Genomic DNA, 15,817 nt, shown 5'->3' on the forward strand with positions numbered 1-15,817 from the left:
GAATTAGCCCCCCCTTGGTAAGGGGGGGTTGGGGGGGTATGGGAATTAGCCCCCCCTTGTAGGGGCGGTGAATGGTGCGTGCCCGCCCCGGCTGGGGTACTTGTATAGGCGTAACTGCTCCAATTAATGTAAGCTTTTGCTAAATCGCCGTCGCCTGTCCAGTTTTGAGCTTCAATTATGCCTTGAAGTCCGGCGCCGTAAGCCCCCGGTTTTGAACCAAAGACTCGAAATTGCGATCGCACTTCTGCATCTTCCCGACTCAAACCCGCCGCTTCCCAATCCAAAATCTCTTGCTTAACTTGCGCTGCTAAAGGATTATCTTCGGCAGGTTCTTCTAAATTTGCCACAGCTTTTACCGCACTGTCAAACAAATCAATTAAGTTAAAAAAAGCATCGCGGAAAAACCCAGAGATTCGCAAAGTAACATCAACGCGCGGCCGCCCCAAAACAGCAACAGGCAATATTTCAAAATCTACAACCCGGCGCGAAGGCCCATCCCAAATTGGCTGAACTCCTAGTAATGCTAGTGCTTCGGCGATGTCGTCTCCCCCTGTCCGCATGGTGGATGTTCCCCACACTGACAAACCCAAAGTTTTCGGATATTCGCCGTTTTCTTGAGTGTATCTTTCGATTAAAGTTTCCGCAGCAACTCTGCCAACTCTCCAGGCGGTTTCTGTCGGTATGGCGCGGATATCTACCGAGTAAAAATTGCGACCTGTGGGCAATACATCGGGTCTGCCGCGAGTGGGCGCGCCGGATGCGCCGCTGGGGATGTGTCGCCCATCTAGTCCGCGCAACAGGTTAGTAATTTCTTGGTTTGTTTGGAGGAGTGAAGGCAAAAGATAGTTTTCGATCCAGTCTAATTCCTGTTGGGTTTCTTGTCCTATTGTGATATTTTTTGCAACCGCAGATGAAGCTGATGAACGGGGACGAACGCCGATATTTTGGATTAAGTTATCGACTAATTCTGCGGCTTGTTCTTCGAGTTCGGCTGTTAAATCGCCTGCGGTGGTTAAGGGATCGAAATCTAGGTTTAAGTCTTTGGCGAGGGAGCGGGTTAAGCCGGAACGATTTGTGCTAGGATGGCGGGCGATCGCAATTATCAAATCTCTCAACTGTCGCCCTTGGGGACATTGACCAAAAATGTGCAATCCGTCGCGAATTTGCGATTCTTTTAGTTCGCAAAGATAGCCGTCTGTGCGGGTGATAAATTCGGTAAATTCGGATTTATTTAGCTGGATTCCTAAGTCTTTATCTAAGTTTTCCTGGTTGGTGAGGGCTACAATGCGATCGCGAATCATCGGTAATCGAGACGGATCTAAGCTTTGGGCTTCGCAATATTCGTCGATTAAGGCTTCTAATTGCTGCAAAGGCCCGTAAAGTTCGGCGCGAGTCATCGGCGGGGTCAGGTGGTCGATGATGGCGGCTTGCGATCGTCTTTTTGCCTGGGAACCTTCCCCCGGATCGTTGACAATGAACGGATAAAAATTCGGCATCGCGCCTAATGCTACTTCGGGATAACATTTGTTAGATAGTGCAATACTTTTACCGGGAAGCCATTCTAAATTGCCGTGTTTTCCCGCATGAATTATCGCATCAATTCCTAATTTTTCTCGCAACCAATAATAGTAAGCTAGATAATTGTGGGTAGGTTCCAAATCTGGGGCGTGATAGTTTAAGGCTGGGTCAATTTCGTATCCGCGCGACGGTTGTATTCCCACAAATACATTGCCAAACTGAATCCCCGGAATCGGAAAGTAGGGACACGGCATTGCCGTGTCCCTACCTTGTGTATGACCTTCTGCCAACCCCCATCTATTGCAAATTCCCTCCTGTACTTCCGGCGGTAAAGTAGCAAAGTATTTTTGATATTCTGCTAAATCCAAAGATTGACGAACAGGCTGTAATTCGCGTCCTTCCGGGTCATTTGTCACGCCCGAAGTCAGGATTTCAATTAACTCGTTGCCGCTAGCGGGGATATTTTCAACTAGATAACCGGCTTGCTGCATCGCTTTGAGGATTTCGACACAGCTAGCGGGCGTATCTAAGCCGACTCCGTTGGCTAAGCGGGCGTTGCGGGTGGGATAATTTGCGAGAATAATGGCGATGCGTCTGTTGGCGGCTGGGGTTTGTTTCATTTTCACCCAATTCGCGGTTAAATCTGCTACAAATGAAATGCGATCGTCCGCTGCGACATAGCCTACCACATCTGTTTCTAATTCATCGTTCCAAGTCTGTACGGCTTTAAAAGAAACGGCCCTAGTAATAATTTTTCCGTCTACTTCGGGCAATGCTACATTCATCGCCACATCGCGGGGCGAAAGTCCTTGTAATTGTGTTTCCCACTGTTCCAAACCGCCGCCGCTGAAGATTGCTTGCAATACAGGAACATCTAAGGATTGCAGGCTGTTTGTTTCTGGTTGTTGACTGTTGAAACCGGAGACAGCAAAACTGGTTGTGTTAAGTAATAATTGAATTGATTCGGAGTCTTTGGGTTGAAAATAGTCTAGCAATTCTATTTGCAAATCTGGTTCCCGCAGCGAAGATACAAACACGGGAACTGGCACTAAGTTTCGCTCTGTTAAAGCTTGACAAAGTGCGTCAATTGGTACTAGATTCCCTGACAAGTAATGAGCGCGATAAAATAAAATTCCGACTTTAGTTTGTGAGGGTAAATCTGGAGACCCCCCCCAGCCCCCCTTATTAAGGGGGGAGCCGGAAGCACTCAAAGTCCCCCTTAATAAGGGGGATTTAGGGGGTTCTGCATCTGGTTGTAAAATCTCTAAACACGCCTCCCCGCCCCCGCGCCAATCGTAAATTCCGACGCGGGAAACTGTTTGAGGAAGAGGCGGATTGTAAGCAGTTTTCAGACAAGTATCGGCGGTAAATTTGAGGGCGTTAATAAAGTTTTGGACTCCGCCTTCTGTGAAGTAGCGCCACAGTTTGTTGACTGCTGACAGCGATACATTTGAATGGCTGATTAAATCTGGATCTGGACTGTCTTCTCCCGGCATTACAATCAGTGAGGCGTTAGTTTTCTGCGCCGTTTCTCGCAGAATTTCTAATCCGTAAGACCAATAGGAACGCCCGCCTAATAGTCTTAAAATTATTACCTCCGCCTGTTGTAAAATTTCCTCTGCATAGGTGTCTATGGTTAATTGTTGCTGCAATTGAAGCAAGTTGACGGCGCGAATTTTGGGAAATTCTGCCGGCATTTTGGATGAGGCTGCGGCGAGTGTTTGAATGTCTGTGTCAGCAGCACTAATAAATACTATTGGTGCTGGGGTTTGTTGAATAAAAATTACTCCTTCTGCTTGAGGGTTCCAACCTCCCGGTGTGGCGGCTATTTTGTGCATTAAATTTTTTTATGTTAATAAATAGTGAGATAAAGTGCGATCGTCTTTACTATAACATGACTTATACATAAATAGAGGCTAGGGCGTGTTTCCCAACCCGGACATCCCCGCCCAACCGAGAGAGGGCGGGTACGGGGCACCGCCCTACATTCGGGGGGAGAATTAGCGTCAAAGTCCCGGAGATCTCAACCTATAAACTGATAAATAAAACTCCCAAAATCATGATTCCGGCCCCTAATAATCTTTCTTGAATATCTTTTTCCTTGAAAATGAAATGACCGAACAATACACCCATTAACACGCTAGTACGCTTAAGCGCGATCACTCGCACTACGAAAGTTAATGTCAAAGCTTGCATTTGAAAAATTACTCCAGTAGCATTGATAAACCCCATAGCAGCTAGCATTGGTAATTGTTGGAGAAGTTGTCGCCCTGGATTTGGGGTTTTGTGCAATAAAACTGGCAGTAGCAAAACACTCATTGTACCGAACAAAGAGAATACCCAAAAAATAGGGTAGGAATTTGTAACTCCTATTTTGTCACAATTTGAGGCAATACTCCATAGAAATGCGACGATTAACATCAATTTGGGGCCGGGTTCATTCAGCAGTGCTTTGAATGGAGCTAAATATCCTTTAGATTTCTCTTTTATATTTAATAAATAAGAGCCTGCTACGATTAGTAAAATGCCAATGTAATCAAAAAGTTTGGGATATTCACCGACCATTAACGGTGAAGTTAACAACATGAATAATGGTGTTAAAGCTACCATCGGTAGTGTCAGGGATAAATCTGATAGTTTGATAGCTTTCATGTAGAGGAGGGCTGTGACAGCGTTGATGCTACCTCCGATTAATAGGGCAAGCCAATATTGAGAGTTTAATGCCGGAATTCCTGTAGAAAGTACCCAGGGAAGCAAAAAGATGACTGAAAAAAATGAGAGAGACCAAGCGACGACATATTCGTCACTTTTTTGGAGGTTTTGTTTGCCAAAAACGTCTTTGACGGCTTCAAAGAAAGCGGTCAAGATTCCAAAAATTAACCAAGTCAACCTAAGTATGCCCTCCTAACTCGATCGTCCTTTAGCAAATCTGATGCCCGACCTGTGAGAGTAATGTTACCAGCTTCTAGCACGTAACCCCGATCGGCAATTTGCAGTGCTAAATTAGCATTTTGTTCCACTAACAGGATTGTAACACCTGTGGAGCGAAGGTTTTGAACGATCGCAAATATTTCTTTGACGATCGCCGGTGCTAGGCCTAAACTGGGTTCGTCTAATAATAGCAGTTTGGGGCGCGACATCAGAGCGCGGGCGATCGCCAGCATTTGCTGTTCCCCGCCGCTAAGGGTTCCAGCTAGTTGAGTGCGCCTTTCTGCTAAGCGCGGAAATATCTCGAATTGGCGGGCTAAATCGGCTTTGACTGCCGCAAAGTCCGATCGAATATAAGCCCCCAATTCCAAGTTACCTAACACTGTTTGCTGCGCCAAAACCCTGCGCCCTTCTGGACTGTGGGCGATTCCCAATTTCACAACTTCGTGGGCTTGGCGGCGGCTGATATCGCGGCCGCTGTAGATTATTTGTCCTTGGCGCAAATTAACTATTTTAGAAATTGCTCTCAGGGCGGTACTTTTTCCCGCACCGTTGGCACCGATGAGGCTGACAACTTCGCCTGCATTAATTGTCAGATCAATATTTTGCAGGGCTTGAATTCCGCCGTAATTTACACAGAGATTTTTGAGCTCTAAGAGGATGTTATCTTTTGTTTCAGTTGGGCGATCGTGCATTGTTCTTTTGCTTGATATTTTTTATTATAAGCGATCGATTTTCTCTTTTTCCCAGCAGTCCGCCAGGAGTTTTAAACCTCTGTCTCATAGCGAAAGTCATCTTTAGAGAACTGGGAGATACATTAGACATCTCCCAAAAAGACAGTTTTGAACAGGCTGTCCGGCCTGTTCCACAATAATTATGCGAGAGGTCTATTTAATACTAACTATTACTCTTAGTCCGCTAGGAGTGGACATTGTTTGTGTAGACGCGATTTCCAATCGCCGGGTTATTTTTCATCTCCTAAATAAGCCTCAATTACAGCAGGATTATTCCTGACGACAGCAGGTTCGCCCAAGGCAATAAGCTGACCAAAATTCAAAACAGCAATGCGATCGCACAATCCCATAACTAGGGGTACGTGATGCTCGATCAATATTACAGTTAAATTGAATTGTTTGCAGGTTTCGCGGATAAAATCGCTTAACTTTTGCTTTTCATTGGGATTCATCCCCGCCGCCGGTTCATCTAACAGCAAGATTGTCGGTTCTAGGGCTAGGGCGCGGGCAATTTCTAAGCGCCTCTGGTCGCCGTAGGGCAGGTTTTTGGCTGGTTCGCCCGCGCGATCGCCCAATCCGACCAAATCCAACAATTCCCGCGCTTTCCGCTGGGTTTGGCGCTCCATTGCGTTAGACTCTGGTAAGGCTAAAATCCCCGATAGTAGCGATAATACCGGATTTTGCGATCGGCTGTGGATGTGTCGGGCGATCGCCACATTATCCAACACAGAAAGTTCGCCAAACAACCTAATATTTTGAAATGTTCTGGCAATACCTTTATTCGCAATTTGATAAGGCCGCAATTTAGAAATATTTTCGTCTTGATAAATCAGATTGCCGCTAGAGGCAGGTATCAGTCCAGTCATGACATTAAACAGAGTAGTCTTGCCAGCGCCGTTAGGGCCGATCAATCCAAAAATTTCGTGTTTTTGAACTGTGAAAGATACGTCATTTACAGCCACTAAACCGCCAAAGCTGCGAGTTAATCCTTGGGCTGCTAAGACGGGATTGCTTTGTGATAAGGTAAGTGGTTCGCCAATCATCAAATATGATAGAATAGTGATTATCTAATTATGCCTCAAATTATGGACGATCAAAAACTTTTAGAACGAATCACCGTAAACCCCAAAATATTTAACGGCAAACCGATTATCCGGGGTCGCCGACTGGCAGTCGAGCACATTCTAGGAATGTTAGCGGCTGGCGATACTCCTGAAACCATTTTAGAAGGCTATCCTTGGCTAGAAAGAGAAGATATTCAAGCTTGTCTAATGAATTAGGTCGATTGAAAATCCGAAATTCGGGATAATGAGGATAAACTCATGGGAGAAATCCGATGCAATACCTGCGGTATCAACAGCTATAAGGAACGTAAAATCAATTATCTTTACAGCCATCAAGGTAAATACTTGCTAGTTCCTAAAACGCCTGTTGAGAGTTGTATTGATTGCGGTATGATTTATTATGATGCAGCAGTGCTTAAAGAAAATGAGCGCCGTTTCTTTGCTATTCACCAGCAGAATGAAATGCCGGATTCATATATCCAAATTCCTACCAAAAGTTACACGTAAATAAATTTTGGCTGGTTTGGGAAGATACCATTGTCGCCCTAAATTCGAGATTTCTCGATCGCGCGATCGCCATTCGCAGCACTCAGCAGAAATGGAAAACCGCTATAATGTCTGCAATGCCGTACCGCCTCAATCTCCTTCAGCCGTTTCGCCAGGGAAATCTTATACCAATTTCATAAAGTAGCGCTAGACATTACCCCCCCCAACCCCCCCTTGGTAAGGGGGGGCTAAGACTTCATCCATACCACATATGAAAGAAAAATGGTATTATGACGATGCACGTACCAGATCCGCAATCTTCCCCAACAAAAGCGTTGCCGACGATGTACGATCTACCCAGTGAAGACCCGGAGGAACCCGGTTTGCCTGACGTATATCATCGATGGCAAGCACAACTTTTGTGCGCTAGCTGCATTCCCCCCAATTATCCACGCGATCGCGTATTTTCGGCCAGCGATTTGTATCTATACTACGACTCCAACCATCTCAATTGGTACAAAAGACCAGATTGGTACTTAGTTGTGGGCGTTTCGAGATTTTACCAAGACAGAGACTTGCGCCAAAGTTACGTGATTTGGGACGAAGCAGTCAATCCTTTAATTGCGATCGAATTTCTGTCACCCGGTACAGAAGATGAAGATTTGGGGCTGACAGAATCGGCACCAAACAAACCGCCGACGAAGTGGCAGGTTTACGAGAGAATTTTGCAGATTCCCTATTATTTTGTGTTGAGCAAATACAACAACCAATTGAGAGTATTTCGCTTAATTGGCAACCGTTACCGCGAGCAATTGTTAACAGGTTCTCGATTCTGGATACCCGAAATACAGTTAAGTTTGGGTTTGTGGCAAGGTGCTTTCCTGCAAAATGAAAGGTTGTGGCTGCGCTGGTACGATATTAATGGGAATTTGGTTCTGACTCCTGAAGAATTTGAAAGACAGCGAGCTCAATTGGAAAGCCAACGAGCTGAATTTGAAAGGCAGCAAGCTGAAATTGAAAGACAGCGGGCTGAATCGGAAAGACAGCGGGCTGAATCGGAAAGACAGCGAGCTGAATCAGAAAGACAGCGGGCCAATCAATTGGCCGATCGCCTGCGAGCAATGGGCATTAATCCAGACGAGCTGTAAAATGAAGTAGCAGCCTGCAATACTGTCTGCTGTCTCAATAAAAGCTTATTAACTAAAAATAAATTATGCCAGAATCTACCTCATTGCGCGATCGCTACCTAGCACTGATCGATAAAATTGTCGAAATCACCCTCAAAGGTCAAATTCGCTCTAAAGAACAAGTTTATCAAATGCTAGTGGAAGACATTAGCACCGGCACCGGTGAAATCTTTGAACGCTGTTTTGGCGAACGCCTTGACGCTACCGAAAACCTGCTAAGAAATGAAAAAGACGAAATCAAACAAGCAAAGGCAAATCGCAGCCTCAGAGCGCTAAAAACCATCCAAGGAGAGTGGGAACGCTGGCAGAAAGATAACCGCGTCGATCGCGAAATCGCATCATCCATCCAACAAATCCTTACCGCCGAATCAAACGGCCGCCTCCTCGCCTTATTGCAAGTAATCGATCCCAATAAAGAACATCCGCTGACTCTCGCTCAATTGCAGCAATTAGCAAAATCCCTGCACCAACAAATGCTGCAAACAACTAATCCCGAAACCGAGCGAGATTTGCAGCAAATTACCGCCGGTATTGCCAAAGGTTTAGAATCTTGGCAGCGGTTGGAACCGGAACTCGTCGGTTGGATTTATCAGCCGCAGCAGCTAGGATTCGCTGGCAGTCCCGAACAAAATGGGCCTTGGGCTTTTTGGGCCAAAAAGGTTAACAGTCCTTTGCCTCATGCTCTGTTGCAGACTATTTCAATCGGTGAATCTATAGTTGAATTTGCAGCCAAGCAATCTACTGTAGAAATAGGTGCACTGGTGGAATTGGCGATTATTTTGCAGTGCTTGCAGCGGGCTTTGGCGACATGGTTCGACAAGCAAGTTTATGATTCCAAGGTATCCACAAAAGCTTCGATTTCTACTTACATTACTTTTGCGGTAATTTGGAGCCAGCTAGCTAGTGGGTTTAATAATTCTACGAAGAGCGGCGAACAGTTGGCCAATGCTTGTTTTCAGGTAACTTTGCAAATTTTGCGCGCTTTTTCGGTGCGGGAATACTTTCCGCTTTACGGGGGGATTTTTGCTTCGTTTGACGGTAAAGCTCTGCGCCATACTTTGGATTATTTAGATGAACCGCTGCGCCGTGTTGAAGGTACTCAAGCTAAAGCTCGGATTCTGACGCTTTTGGGTTATTCGATGCAGGCGGCGGGGGCTTACGAGCGATCGATCTTGCTGCACAAACAATCGCTGGAAATTGCCCGTCTCGAAGGAGACAAAGCTTGCGAAGTTGCTAATCTCAATCACATCAGCCGCAACTATGTTGCTCAAAAAAATTATCAGGAAGCGATTAATTACAGCCAGCGGGCTTTAATTATGGCACGACAAGCCGGAGAGCGGCAAGGTGAGGCAAATGCCCTGGCTAATTTGGGCTACAGCGAAGTGTTCCAAGCGCGGCAGTTGGAGGAGGTGGAACCGGAGGTTTATGAAAGTGCGATCGGCTATTTGGAGCAAGGTTTGTTGCTGTCGCAAAAATTGGGCGACAGGCAAAGTCAAGCTTTTTGCTCTAGCAGCCTCGGAATTGCTAAAATTGCTCTGGAAAATTCGGCGGGTGCGATCGAGTATTTGATTGAAGGTTGGCAAGCTGCCCAATTTTCGGGCGATTTGTATCTCCAAGGTCTGAATTTGGCTTATTTGGCTCAAGCTTATTACAGCATGAACGAACTAGAACAAGCGATATTTGCTGGCTGTTTGGGGATGTATACTTTGGAGCAAATTGGGGCGGCGGAGTGGCGTAAATCGGCTGGTTTGCTGACAATTTTGCGGGGACAAATGGGGGCGGAAGCTTTTAAAGAATCTTTGGCTAAAAGTCGATCGAAAATCATTCCGGCGATCGGCGTTGATGGCTACGATTACATCCCAGAATTGCTGGAAAAATATCAGCAATCTATCTAGGTTTGATCGATCGGCGACTTGTGCTCCCTAGGGTGTCCGGGCGCATCTCAGATTGATGAGAAAAACCCGGCGGTTGCAAACTGCATCTACACAAACAAAACCCATGCCAAGCGGGTTTAAGAAAAAAACCGGCGGTTGCAAACCGCTCAATCATCTTTGTTTGTATAGACGCGGTTTCAACCGCCGAATCTAATATTATTTCTCCACAATCACAGACGTACCAACTGCGACTTTCTCAAATAAAGCTTGGGCATCTTTATCGAACATTCTGACACAACCGTGAGAAGCCGCTCGCCCGATCGACTCTAGAGTCGGAGTCCCGTGAAAACCGATCACATTCTTACCATCAGTCCAAAACCCGATCCACCTACTTCCCAGCGGATTGTCTGGCCCTGCGGGTACAAGTTCTCCCGTCCAAGGATGTTCCCAAACAGGATCTTTAATCATTTGCATGACTTTAAAGCTGCCCGTGGGAGTTTCCCAGCCCTGTTTCCCCACAGCAACCGGGAAACTCGCTTGCACCTTATTTTTGCGGTAAACATAGACGCGGCGTTCTCGCAATCTCAGCACTAAGCGGACTTCCTCAACGGGATTTTCTACAGCCTTTGGTTCCTGGGGAATAAACTGCAAAGATTCGCCCAGGGGCGGCAGTTCTGGGGCTGCGAGATTCGGCAATTTTACCTCAGATTTTGAGCGCTCAGTGGCGGCACTATTGCTTGGATTTGCAACAGATTGGGCAGTCGCCTGCTGCTGTAAGGCTACAGACAGCGCCGCCGCACTCAAACTCAGCACAATTAACTTGTTAAATAAAAATTTGCTGTTTACCATTTTTTGTTCGCTTAACTCCTCACTAGAACTTGCTACAAAGCTGCTATCCAATTATCGGCCAACTGCACCCGATATGCAAATTTTCGAGCTGAATTTTTGACTGTAAATTCGCCCCAATCTTTTGTTTCCATTTCACAAATTATAACTTGTTTAACGGTAACAGAAAAGGTTTGTAGTGAGGGATTTAGTCCTCAGATGGGATACGAACTTGAGTCCGCAATTTAGGACAAAGTAAAGTCCGTACTACGAACTATTTTGGCGATCGATCTGCCGGACATAGTTATGATGCGTAAATCCTGCAAACCCATGATTTAATTTTACCTGTGACTAATTTTGATTTTTTAGCTGTGGCACACTGGCGATCGACAATTAAAACTGTGGCACTGCTGAATCCGGCAAGCGCAATCTGTCTTTTTGCCGATTTTCTCGCCCGGGAGCGACAGTTAGGTGGGCCTAAAAAAACGGAAACGGTCGATCGAACAAACTCAATATATCACGCCTGCACAAAGAGAGATACCAAGTGCTGAAATTATGGTAAATCGGGAACTTTTGATATAAAATTCAGTCGCTAATAAGTTATTCGATAATCTTTTGTAATATTGTTATAAATTTCCTACTCCGGGGATTAAACTGGATTAGGTGTAGAGGTTGGGATTTTCGCGCTGCGAAAGCAAACCCAACCCAGAATAGTAGTTAATGTGAGGTTTCAATGCGTCTTCAGAAAATCAAATTATTGACAGGTGCAACCCTGTCGGTGCTAATGTCGGCTGTCTCAGTGCATCCGGTGATGGCTAACCCTCCAACTCAAATAGCCCAAACCCAGACTACCAACACAGCAAACACTCAAACCCTGATCGGTTTTGTCAAAGATATTGTCGGCGACGTAGTAACCATTAGCCCAGAAAATTCGCGGTACAGGACTCTCAGGATTCAAAAATGCGTCCTGAAAATTATTGGCCTGGTACCGGGAATGAAAGTCAGAGTTTTGCTAGCCGGAGATATGGTGCAAAATATCGCCGTGATCCCCGACTACAAGGTGGTAGCTACAACGGTTGTTCGTCCCGCCACCATAGCACCGCGTCCGGCCCCTGAACCGCAACCAATGCTTCCGCCTCCCGCTCCCCGTGTGATTCCCCGTCCGGCTCCGGCTCCGATGCCGGCTCCCCGTCCGATTCCGGCTCCACGTCCGGCTCCTGTGAGAGGACTTTGGTAGAACTAGGTTTTTAAACGGAATTAAGTCACCGCGCGCGGTGGCTTCGCTGTTTAATAGCAGCTAAAATCAAAGAATTGTCGAGCAATTGTGGAGAAATCGCTGCTATGTCTTACCTGCGTTTCCTGTTGCTAATTCTGCTGCTGCCGTTGATTGGGTGCGATCGAGCTACAGATGCCGCAGCCACTTCTGTTCCCCAGCCAAGTCCCCTGTCGCAAATTCCCTCCCCTGCACCGCTGACAAATGGTCGGACAAATCAAATTGTACCGACAAAACCGCTTTCCCCGCAGCCGATCGGCATTGTGGCAACATCTTTACCGCAGCCAGGAGCCACCGAAAGTGCCTCGAAACCTGCCCAAGTAATACCGATTCCCCCATCGCCAGTGCTGCGAGTGCCTCCCGGCTTTGTCGTCAACGTTTTTGCTGACAATTTAGATGCTCCCCGATGGCTGGCTTTGACACCGACTGGGGATGTTTTGGTAACAGAAACGCGACAGAATCGGATTACGCTGTTGCGGGATGGTAACGGCGACGGTGTTGCTGAAGTTCGCAAGACTTTTGCCAGCGCCCAAAACAATTTAAATATTCCCTTTGGGATGGCTTTTGCCGATCGCTATTTTTTCCTAGGAAACACCGCCGAAGTCCGCCGGTTTCCCTACACAAAAGGGCAGGAACAATTAACTGGAACAGGGCAAAAAATTGCCGATTTACCGGGCGGCGGCTACAACCAACACTGGACGCGAAATGTGATCGCTTCCCCAGACAAACGCCAGTTGTTCGTATCAGTTGGTTCCCAGTCTAATGCCAACTCCGAACCGCTGCCGAGGGCATCTGTGCAAGTGATGAATTTGGACGGCACAAACCAGCAAACTTTTGCTTCCGGCTTGCGAAATCCCGTGGGATTGGATTTTCACCCCAAAACTAATCAACTCTACACCACAGTCAACGAACGCGACGGTTTGGGAGATGATTTGGTGCCGGATTACTTGACAAGAATTCGTAAAGGCGAGTTTTACGGCTGGCCTTACGCTTATTTTAAGCCGAATTTGCTCGACCCGCGCCACGCTAGAAACGGCAAGAGCGATCGACCGGATTTAGCCGCCAAAACACTGACGCCAGACGTACTGTTTCAGGCGCACTCGGCAGCTTTGGGACTTCAGTTTTACGACGGCAAAACGTTTCCCAAAAGATTTTTAAACGGCGCGTTTGTGGCATTTCGCGGCAGTTGGAACCGCAACGCAGGAACTGGTTACAAAATTGTGTTTGTACCTTTTAATGCGGCGAGTTCGCGTCCCCAGGGTTATTATGAGGATTTTTTGACTGGTTTTCTCACCGATCCGTCGGGCCCGAAAACTTGGGGGCGGCCGGTTGGTTTGTTGGTTTTACCTGATGGGAGTTTGCTGTTTACTGAGGAAGCGAATAACCGGATTTATCGGGTACAGTATCGCGGGTGAAAAAAGGGCGATCGATTAGATACCGACTTTTTCAAGAAGTCGGGAATCTGATTTTTTAGTCAGCTTCAAACCTGACTAAGTTGAGATTCACCGGAAACTTTTTGAAAAATTAATAACCTATCTGCTTCCGCAGTTTCGCGATTTAAATCCGACAGTTCGTAATAGGAATCTGTTTCTGGCAAGTAGATTGCAGGTAAATTTTCAGGTAGGATTAAATAAGTGTTTTTCACCTGTAAATCATTGTCTATATCTAATGAATAGAGAAATCCGTCAACAGGATTTACCATTAAATCGTACAATGAAACTTGTCCCTCTATGTAAAGCTTGAGAGTTAGTTGTGCAACTCTGAAAACCAACCAGCGATTGTACAAATTATCTACATCGCACCAAGAATAAAGATAGCTATCGCCGTATTCATTCTCAAAAAGCGATAGCAGCGGGCCGTCGAAATACTCTAAATTGACTATACTTCTGAGATTGAGAGGAAATTTACTGAGTTTAAATCCTATTAATTGTTCCATATTTTTGTAGCTTATAAGAAACAAGATGTTATTACAAATTTTGCGGCTAAATCAGCAGTAGCAAATTCATGTAGGCTCAAGTGACCGTTATCATCTATTTTAGAGACGACTCCATCTGTATTGTCGATCGATCCTGCTGCTATGTGAGTCCCCAGAGAATCGCGCAGTTTTTTTCTTTTTTTTGTTAGTTTTAAATAGCGTTTTTCGGCATTTTCCCTGGTATCAAATAATGATAGCGCATAACCTTGACATCTGGTTGCTTCAGTTTCTGGTTTTAGGTTGCGCTGCGGAGTTATTATCAGCACTGGTTTAAAGTTATTAATAGAGCGTTCATCATTGGGTTCAAATACAAATCTAAAAGCCAGCATTTGTTTGGGTTCATAGTCCTGTGGCGGGCATTGAGTTGAAAGCTTATCTATATATTCTTGGTGTTTGAAACACATATGGATAATTTTAGTAGCCGATTTGATTGGAATTTTTAAATGTTAGCCAAAAATCGCTATTTTTTATATTAATTGCAGTCTGTGCTTTTTGTTTTAAAGTCAGTGGGGTATTCCTCTTATAGCAACTGCCACATCGGGCGCGGACATTCAAGAACTCATCAATAGAGTCTAAAATCCTTGCTTTATAAACGGTTAGATTCGGATACCATAACTGTCAACTGTCAACTGTCAACTGTCAACTGCTATAATATCGTTGACCGTTGCATCGGAATGATTTAACCACAGAGAGCGCAGAGAACGCAGAGGAAGACAAGAGAGGGATGAATACAGGACGATGAAGCGCGGATTCGATCTGACTCGATTTTACAATTGGGATGCTACCGGATTTGATATGACTATAGCATTTTCTAGTTTGTATAGCAAATCATTTGAAAAATTGGAGATCGCGTTTTAAAATCTCGAACCTGGTTGTTTGAGAAACTCTGCTTCTTCGGGGGTTGTTTCGCGTCCGAGAATCTGGTTGCGGTGGGGAAATCTGCCAAAACGTTCGATTATTTTGAAATGCCGAATTGCGTATTCAATAACTGATTCGCTTTCGGGTTCGCCGCTGAGTTGGCGAAATAGTTCCACAGATTTTTGCTGGTGTTCTAAGTTTTCGCTGTGTTCAAAAGGTAGGTAAATAAACCATTTTTGTACTTGCAGCAATTCGCGATCGAAGTTATTGTTAACAGCGTGTTGGGCGGCGGTTAAGGCTTTGCTGTCTGTGGCGAATGCTTTCGGCGTTTCGCGAAACATATTGCGCGGAAACTGATCGAGGAGTAAAATTAATGCTAGGCAGTTTTCTGGGGAATTTTGCCAGGAGTCTAGTTTGCCGGAGGCGGCTAGTTCGTATTGGGACAGAAAGTTCGATCGCACTTGGGCATCAAAATCTGCATTTTTCTCAAACCATTTCTTTTGAGCTTTGCCCAACTCAGGAGAGTTCGATCGACCAAACCAAAAATCTAAAATTTCATTCATTAGCAATCTGGTGTTCGATAGATTTTTGAGGCACTTTGTGTGTTTGCAGTTGCACATAATAGGTTGTCTGCACAACTACAAACCGCAGCGATTCACGATCGGAAATGATGAATTAGGAACTTTTGTTGTCCGGTACTTAAAGTTAGGAACTAGCAAACAATCTGTCCCAAGTTTTGCCTCCCACAATTCCGTCTACTGGAAGGTGGGCTTGTCGCTGAAATCTCTTGACTGCATCTAGGGTTGTCGGGCCGAATACGCCATCAAGTGCGATCGGTTCTGGGCACAAACCCCGCGCGTTCAACAATTTTTGCAGTTTCCTGACATCTGCCCCTCTCGATCCGTGTTTCAAAACCCTTTTATGAAATCTAACTTCTGGTTCGTGGCAATCATTAGTGGGGCAAATAGTGCCGCCCGCTGAATAACTGGCTGCATTTGCGCCAGTCAAAACTAATAAGCCGAGAATTGCTAGTAAAATCAAATAAGGCGGCTGCTTAGGCTTAGGCGGAGGCGGAGGCGGAGGCGGGGTAGGGGG

At 45.8% G+C, this 15,817-nt stretch carries 15 protein-coding genes; 6 read left to right on the forward strand and 9 right to left on the reverse strand.

What is annotated here, in order from left to right:
* From cobN to AACV78_RS07890, 4 genes are all read right to left on the reverse strand, one after another.
* Positions 1 to 3,356, reverse strand: a 3,356-nt coding sequence (gene cobN, locus AACV78_RS07875) for a cobaltochelatase subunit CobN (RefSeq protein WP_228042649.1), incomplete at its 3' end; no start/stop codon positions are given.
* Between the two features lie 190 nt (positions 3,357 to 3,546).
* Positions 3,547 to 4,407, reverse strand: coding sequence for an EamA family transporter (locus AACV78_RS07880; RefSeq protein WP_194012200.1), 861 nt, complete (start codon positions 4,405 to 4,407; stop codon positions 3,547 to 3,549).
* Complete coding sequence (locus AACV78_RS07885) at positions 4,404 to 5,141, reverse strand: ABC transporter ATP-binding protein (protein ID WP_194012199.1); 738 nt, start codon at positions 5,139 to 5,141, stop codon at positions 4,404 to 4,406. Before AACV78_RS07885 ends, AACV78_RS07880 begins: the two co-directional genes overlap by 4 nt.
* A gap of 269 nt (positions 5,142 to 5,410) precedes the next feature.
* Positions 5,411 to 6,223 (reverse strand): ABC transporter ATP-binding protein, encoded by an 813-nt coding sequence (locus tag AACV78_RS07890; RefSeq protein WP_194012198.1) that lies wholly within the window; start codon positions 6,221 to 6,223, stop codon positions 5,411 to 5,413.
* Positions 6,224 to 6,265: 42 nt separating this feature from the next.
* Between AACV78_RS07890 and AACV78_RS07895 the strand changes: the two genes are divergently transcribed.
* The 4 genes from AACV78_RS07895 to AACV78_RS07910 all read left to right on the forward strand — a co-directional run bounded on the left by AACV78_RS07895 (position 6,266) and on the right by AACV78_RS07910 (position 9,812).
* Positions 6,266 to 6,460 (forward strand): DUF433 domain-containing protein, encoded by a 195-nt coding sequence (locus AACV78_RS07895; protein ID WP_194012204.1) that lies wholly within the window; start codon positions 6,266 to 6,268, stop codon positions 6,458 to 6,460.
* 42 nt (positions 6,461 to 6,502) lie between these two features.
* Positions 6,503 to 6,751, forward strand: a complete 249-nt coding sequence (locus AACV78_RS07900) for a YgiT-type zinc finger protein (protein ID WP_194012197.1) — start codon at positions 6,503 to 6,505, stop codon at positions 6,749 to 6,751.
* Between the two features lie 269 nt (positions 6,752 to 7,020).
* Positions 7,021 to 7,878: a Uma2 family endonuclease gene (locus AACV78_RS07905; RefSeq protein ID WP_228042651.1), complete on the forward strand. Its 858-nt coding sequence runs from the start codon at positions 7,021 to 7,023 to the stop codon at positions 7,876 to 7,878.
* A 65-nt stretch (positions 7,879 to 7,943) separates the two neighbouring features.
* Positions 7,944 to 9,812: a tetratricopeptide repeat protein gene (locus AACV78_RS07910; protein ID WP_194012196.1), complete on the forward strand. Its 1,869-nt coding sequence runs from the start codon at positions 7,944 to 7,946 to the stop codon at positions 9,810 to 9,812.
* Between the two features lie 195 nt (positions 9,813 to 10,007).
* Here AACV78_RS07910 and AACV78_RS07915 read toward each other — a convergent pair whose 3' ends face one another.
* Positions 10,008 to 10,640 carry a L,D-transpeptidase gene (locus tag AACV78_RS07915; protein ID WP_194012195.1) on the reverse strand — a complete coding sequence of 211 codons (633 nt, stop codon included), beginning with the start codon at positions 10,638 to 10,640 and terminating at the stop codon, positions 10,008 to 10,010.
* A 709-nt stretch (positions 10,641 to 11,349) separates the two neighbouring features.
* Between AACV78_RS07915 and AACV78_RS07920 the strand changes: the two genes are divergently transcribed.
* Together AACV78_RS07920 and AACV78_RS07925 are read left to right on the forward strand one after the other, a co-directional pair.
* Entirely contained in the window at positions 11,350 to 11,853 is a 504-nt protein-coding gene (locus AACV78_RS07920; RefSeq protein ID WP_194012194.1) for an autotransporter, read from the forward strand.
* Between the two features lie 104 nt (positions 11,854 to 11,957).
* The gene (locus AACV78_RS07925) at positions 11,958 to 13,304 is read left to right on the forward strand and encodes a PQQ-dependent sugar dehydrogenase (protein ID WP_194012193.1); all 1,347 of its coding nucleotides are present in this window, start codon (positions 11,958 to 11,960) and stop codon (positions 13,302 to 13,304) included.
* Positions 13,305 to 13,369: 65 nt separating this feature from the next.
* On the opposite strand, the gene AACV78_RS07930 is transcribed toward AACV78_RS07925, so the two are convergent.
* The 4 genes from AACV78_RS07930 to AACV78_RS07945 all read right to left on the reverse strand — a co-directional run.
* A complete protein-coding gene (locus AACV78_RS07930) occupies positions 13,370 to 13,825 on the reverse strand; it encodes a DUF6575 domain-containing protein (RefSeq protein WP_194012192.1) in 456 nt (151 codons plus the stop codon).
* Between the two features lie 11 nt (positions 13,826 to 13,836).
* Positions 13,837 to 14,268: a hypothetical protein gene (locus tag AACV78_RS07935; RefSeq protein ID WP_194012191.1), complete on the reverse strand. Its 432-nt coding sequence runs from the start codon at positions 14,266 to 14,268 to the stop codon at positions 13,837 to 13,839.
* Positions 14,269 to 14,718: 450 nt separating this feature from the next.
* Positions 14,719 to 15,285, reverse strand: coding sequence for a DUF924 family protein (locus AACV78_RS07940; RefSeq protein ID WP_194012190.1), 567 nt, complete (start codon positions 15,283 to 15,285; stop codon positions 14,719 to 14,721).
* 142 nt (positions 15,286 to 15,427) lie between these two features.
* On the reverse strand, positions 15,428 to 15,817 hold a 390-nt coding region (locus tag AACV78_RS07945; RefSeq protein WP_339383524.1), incomplete at its 5' end, for a peptidoglycan-binding domain-containing protein.

Source organism: Tychonema sp. LEGE 07196, from assembly GCF_963890365.1.
GTDB lineage: Bacteria > Cyanobacteriota > Cyanobacteriia > Cyanobacteriales > Microcoleaceae > Microcoleus.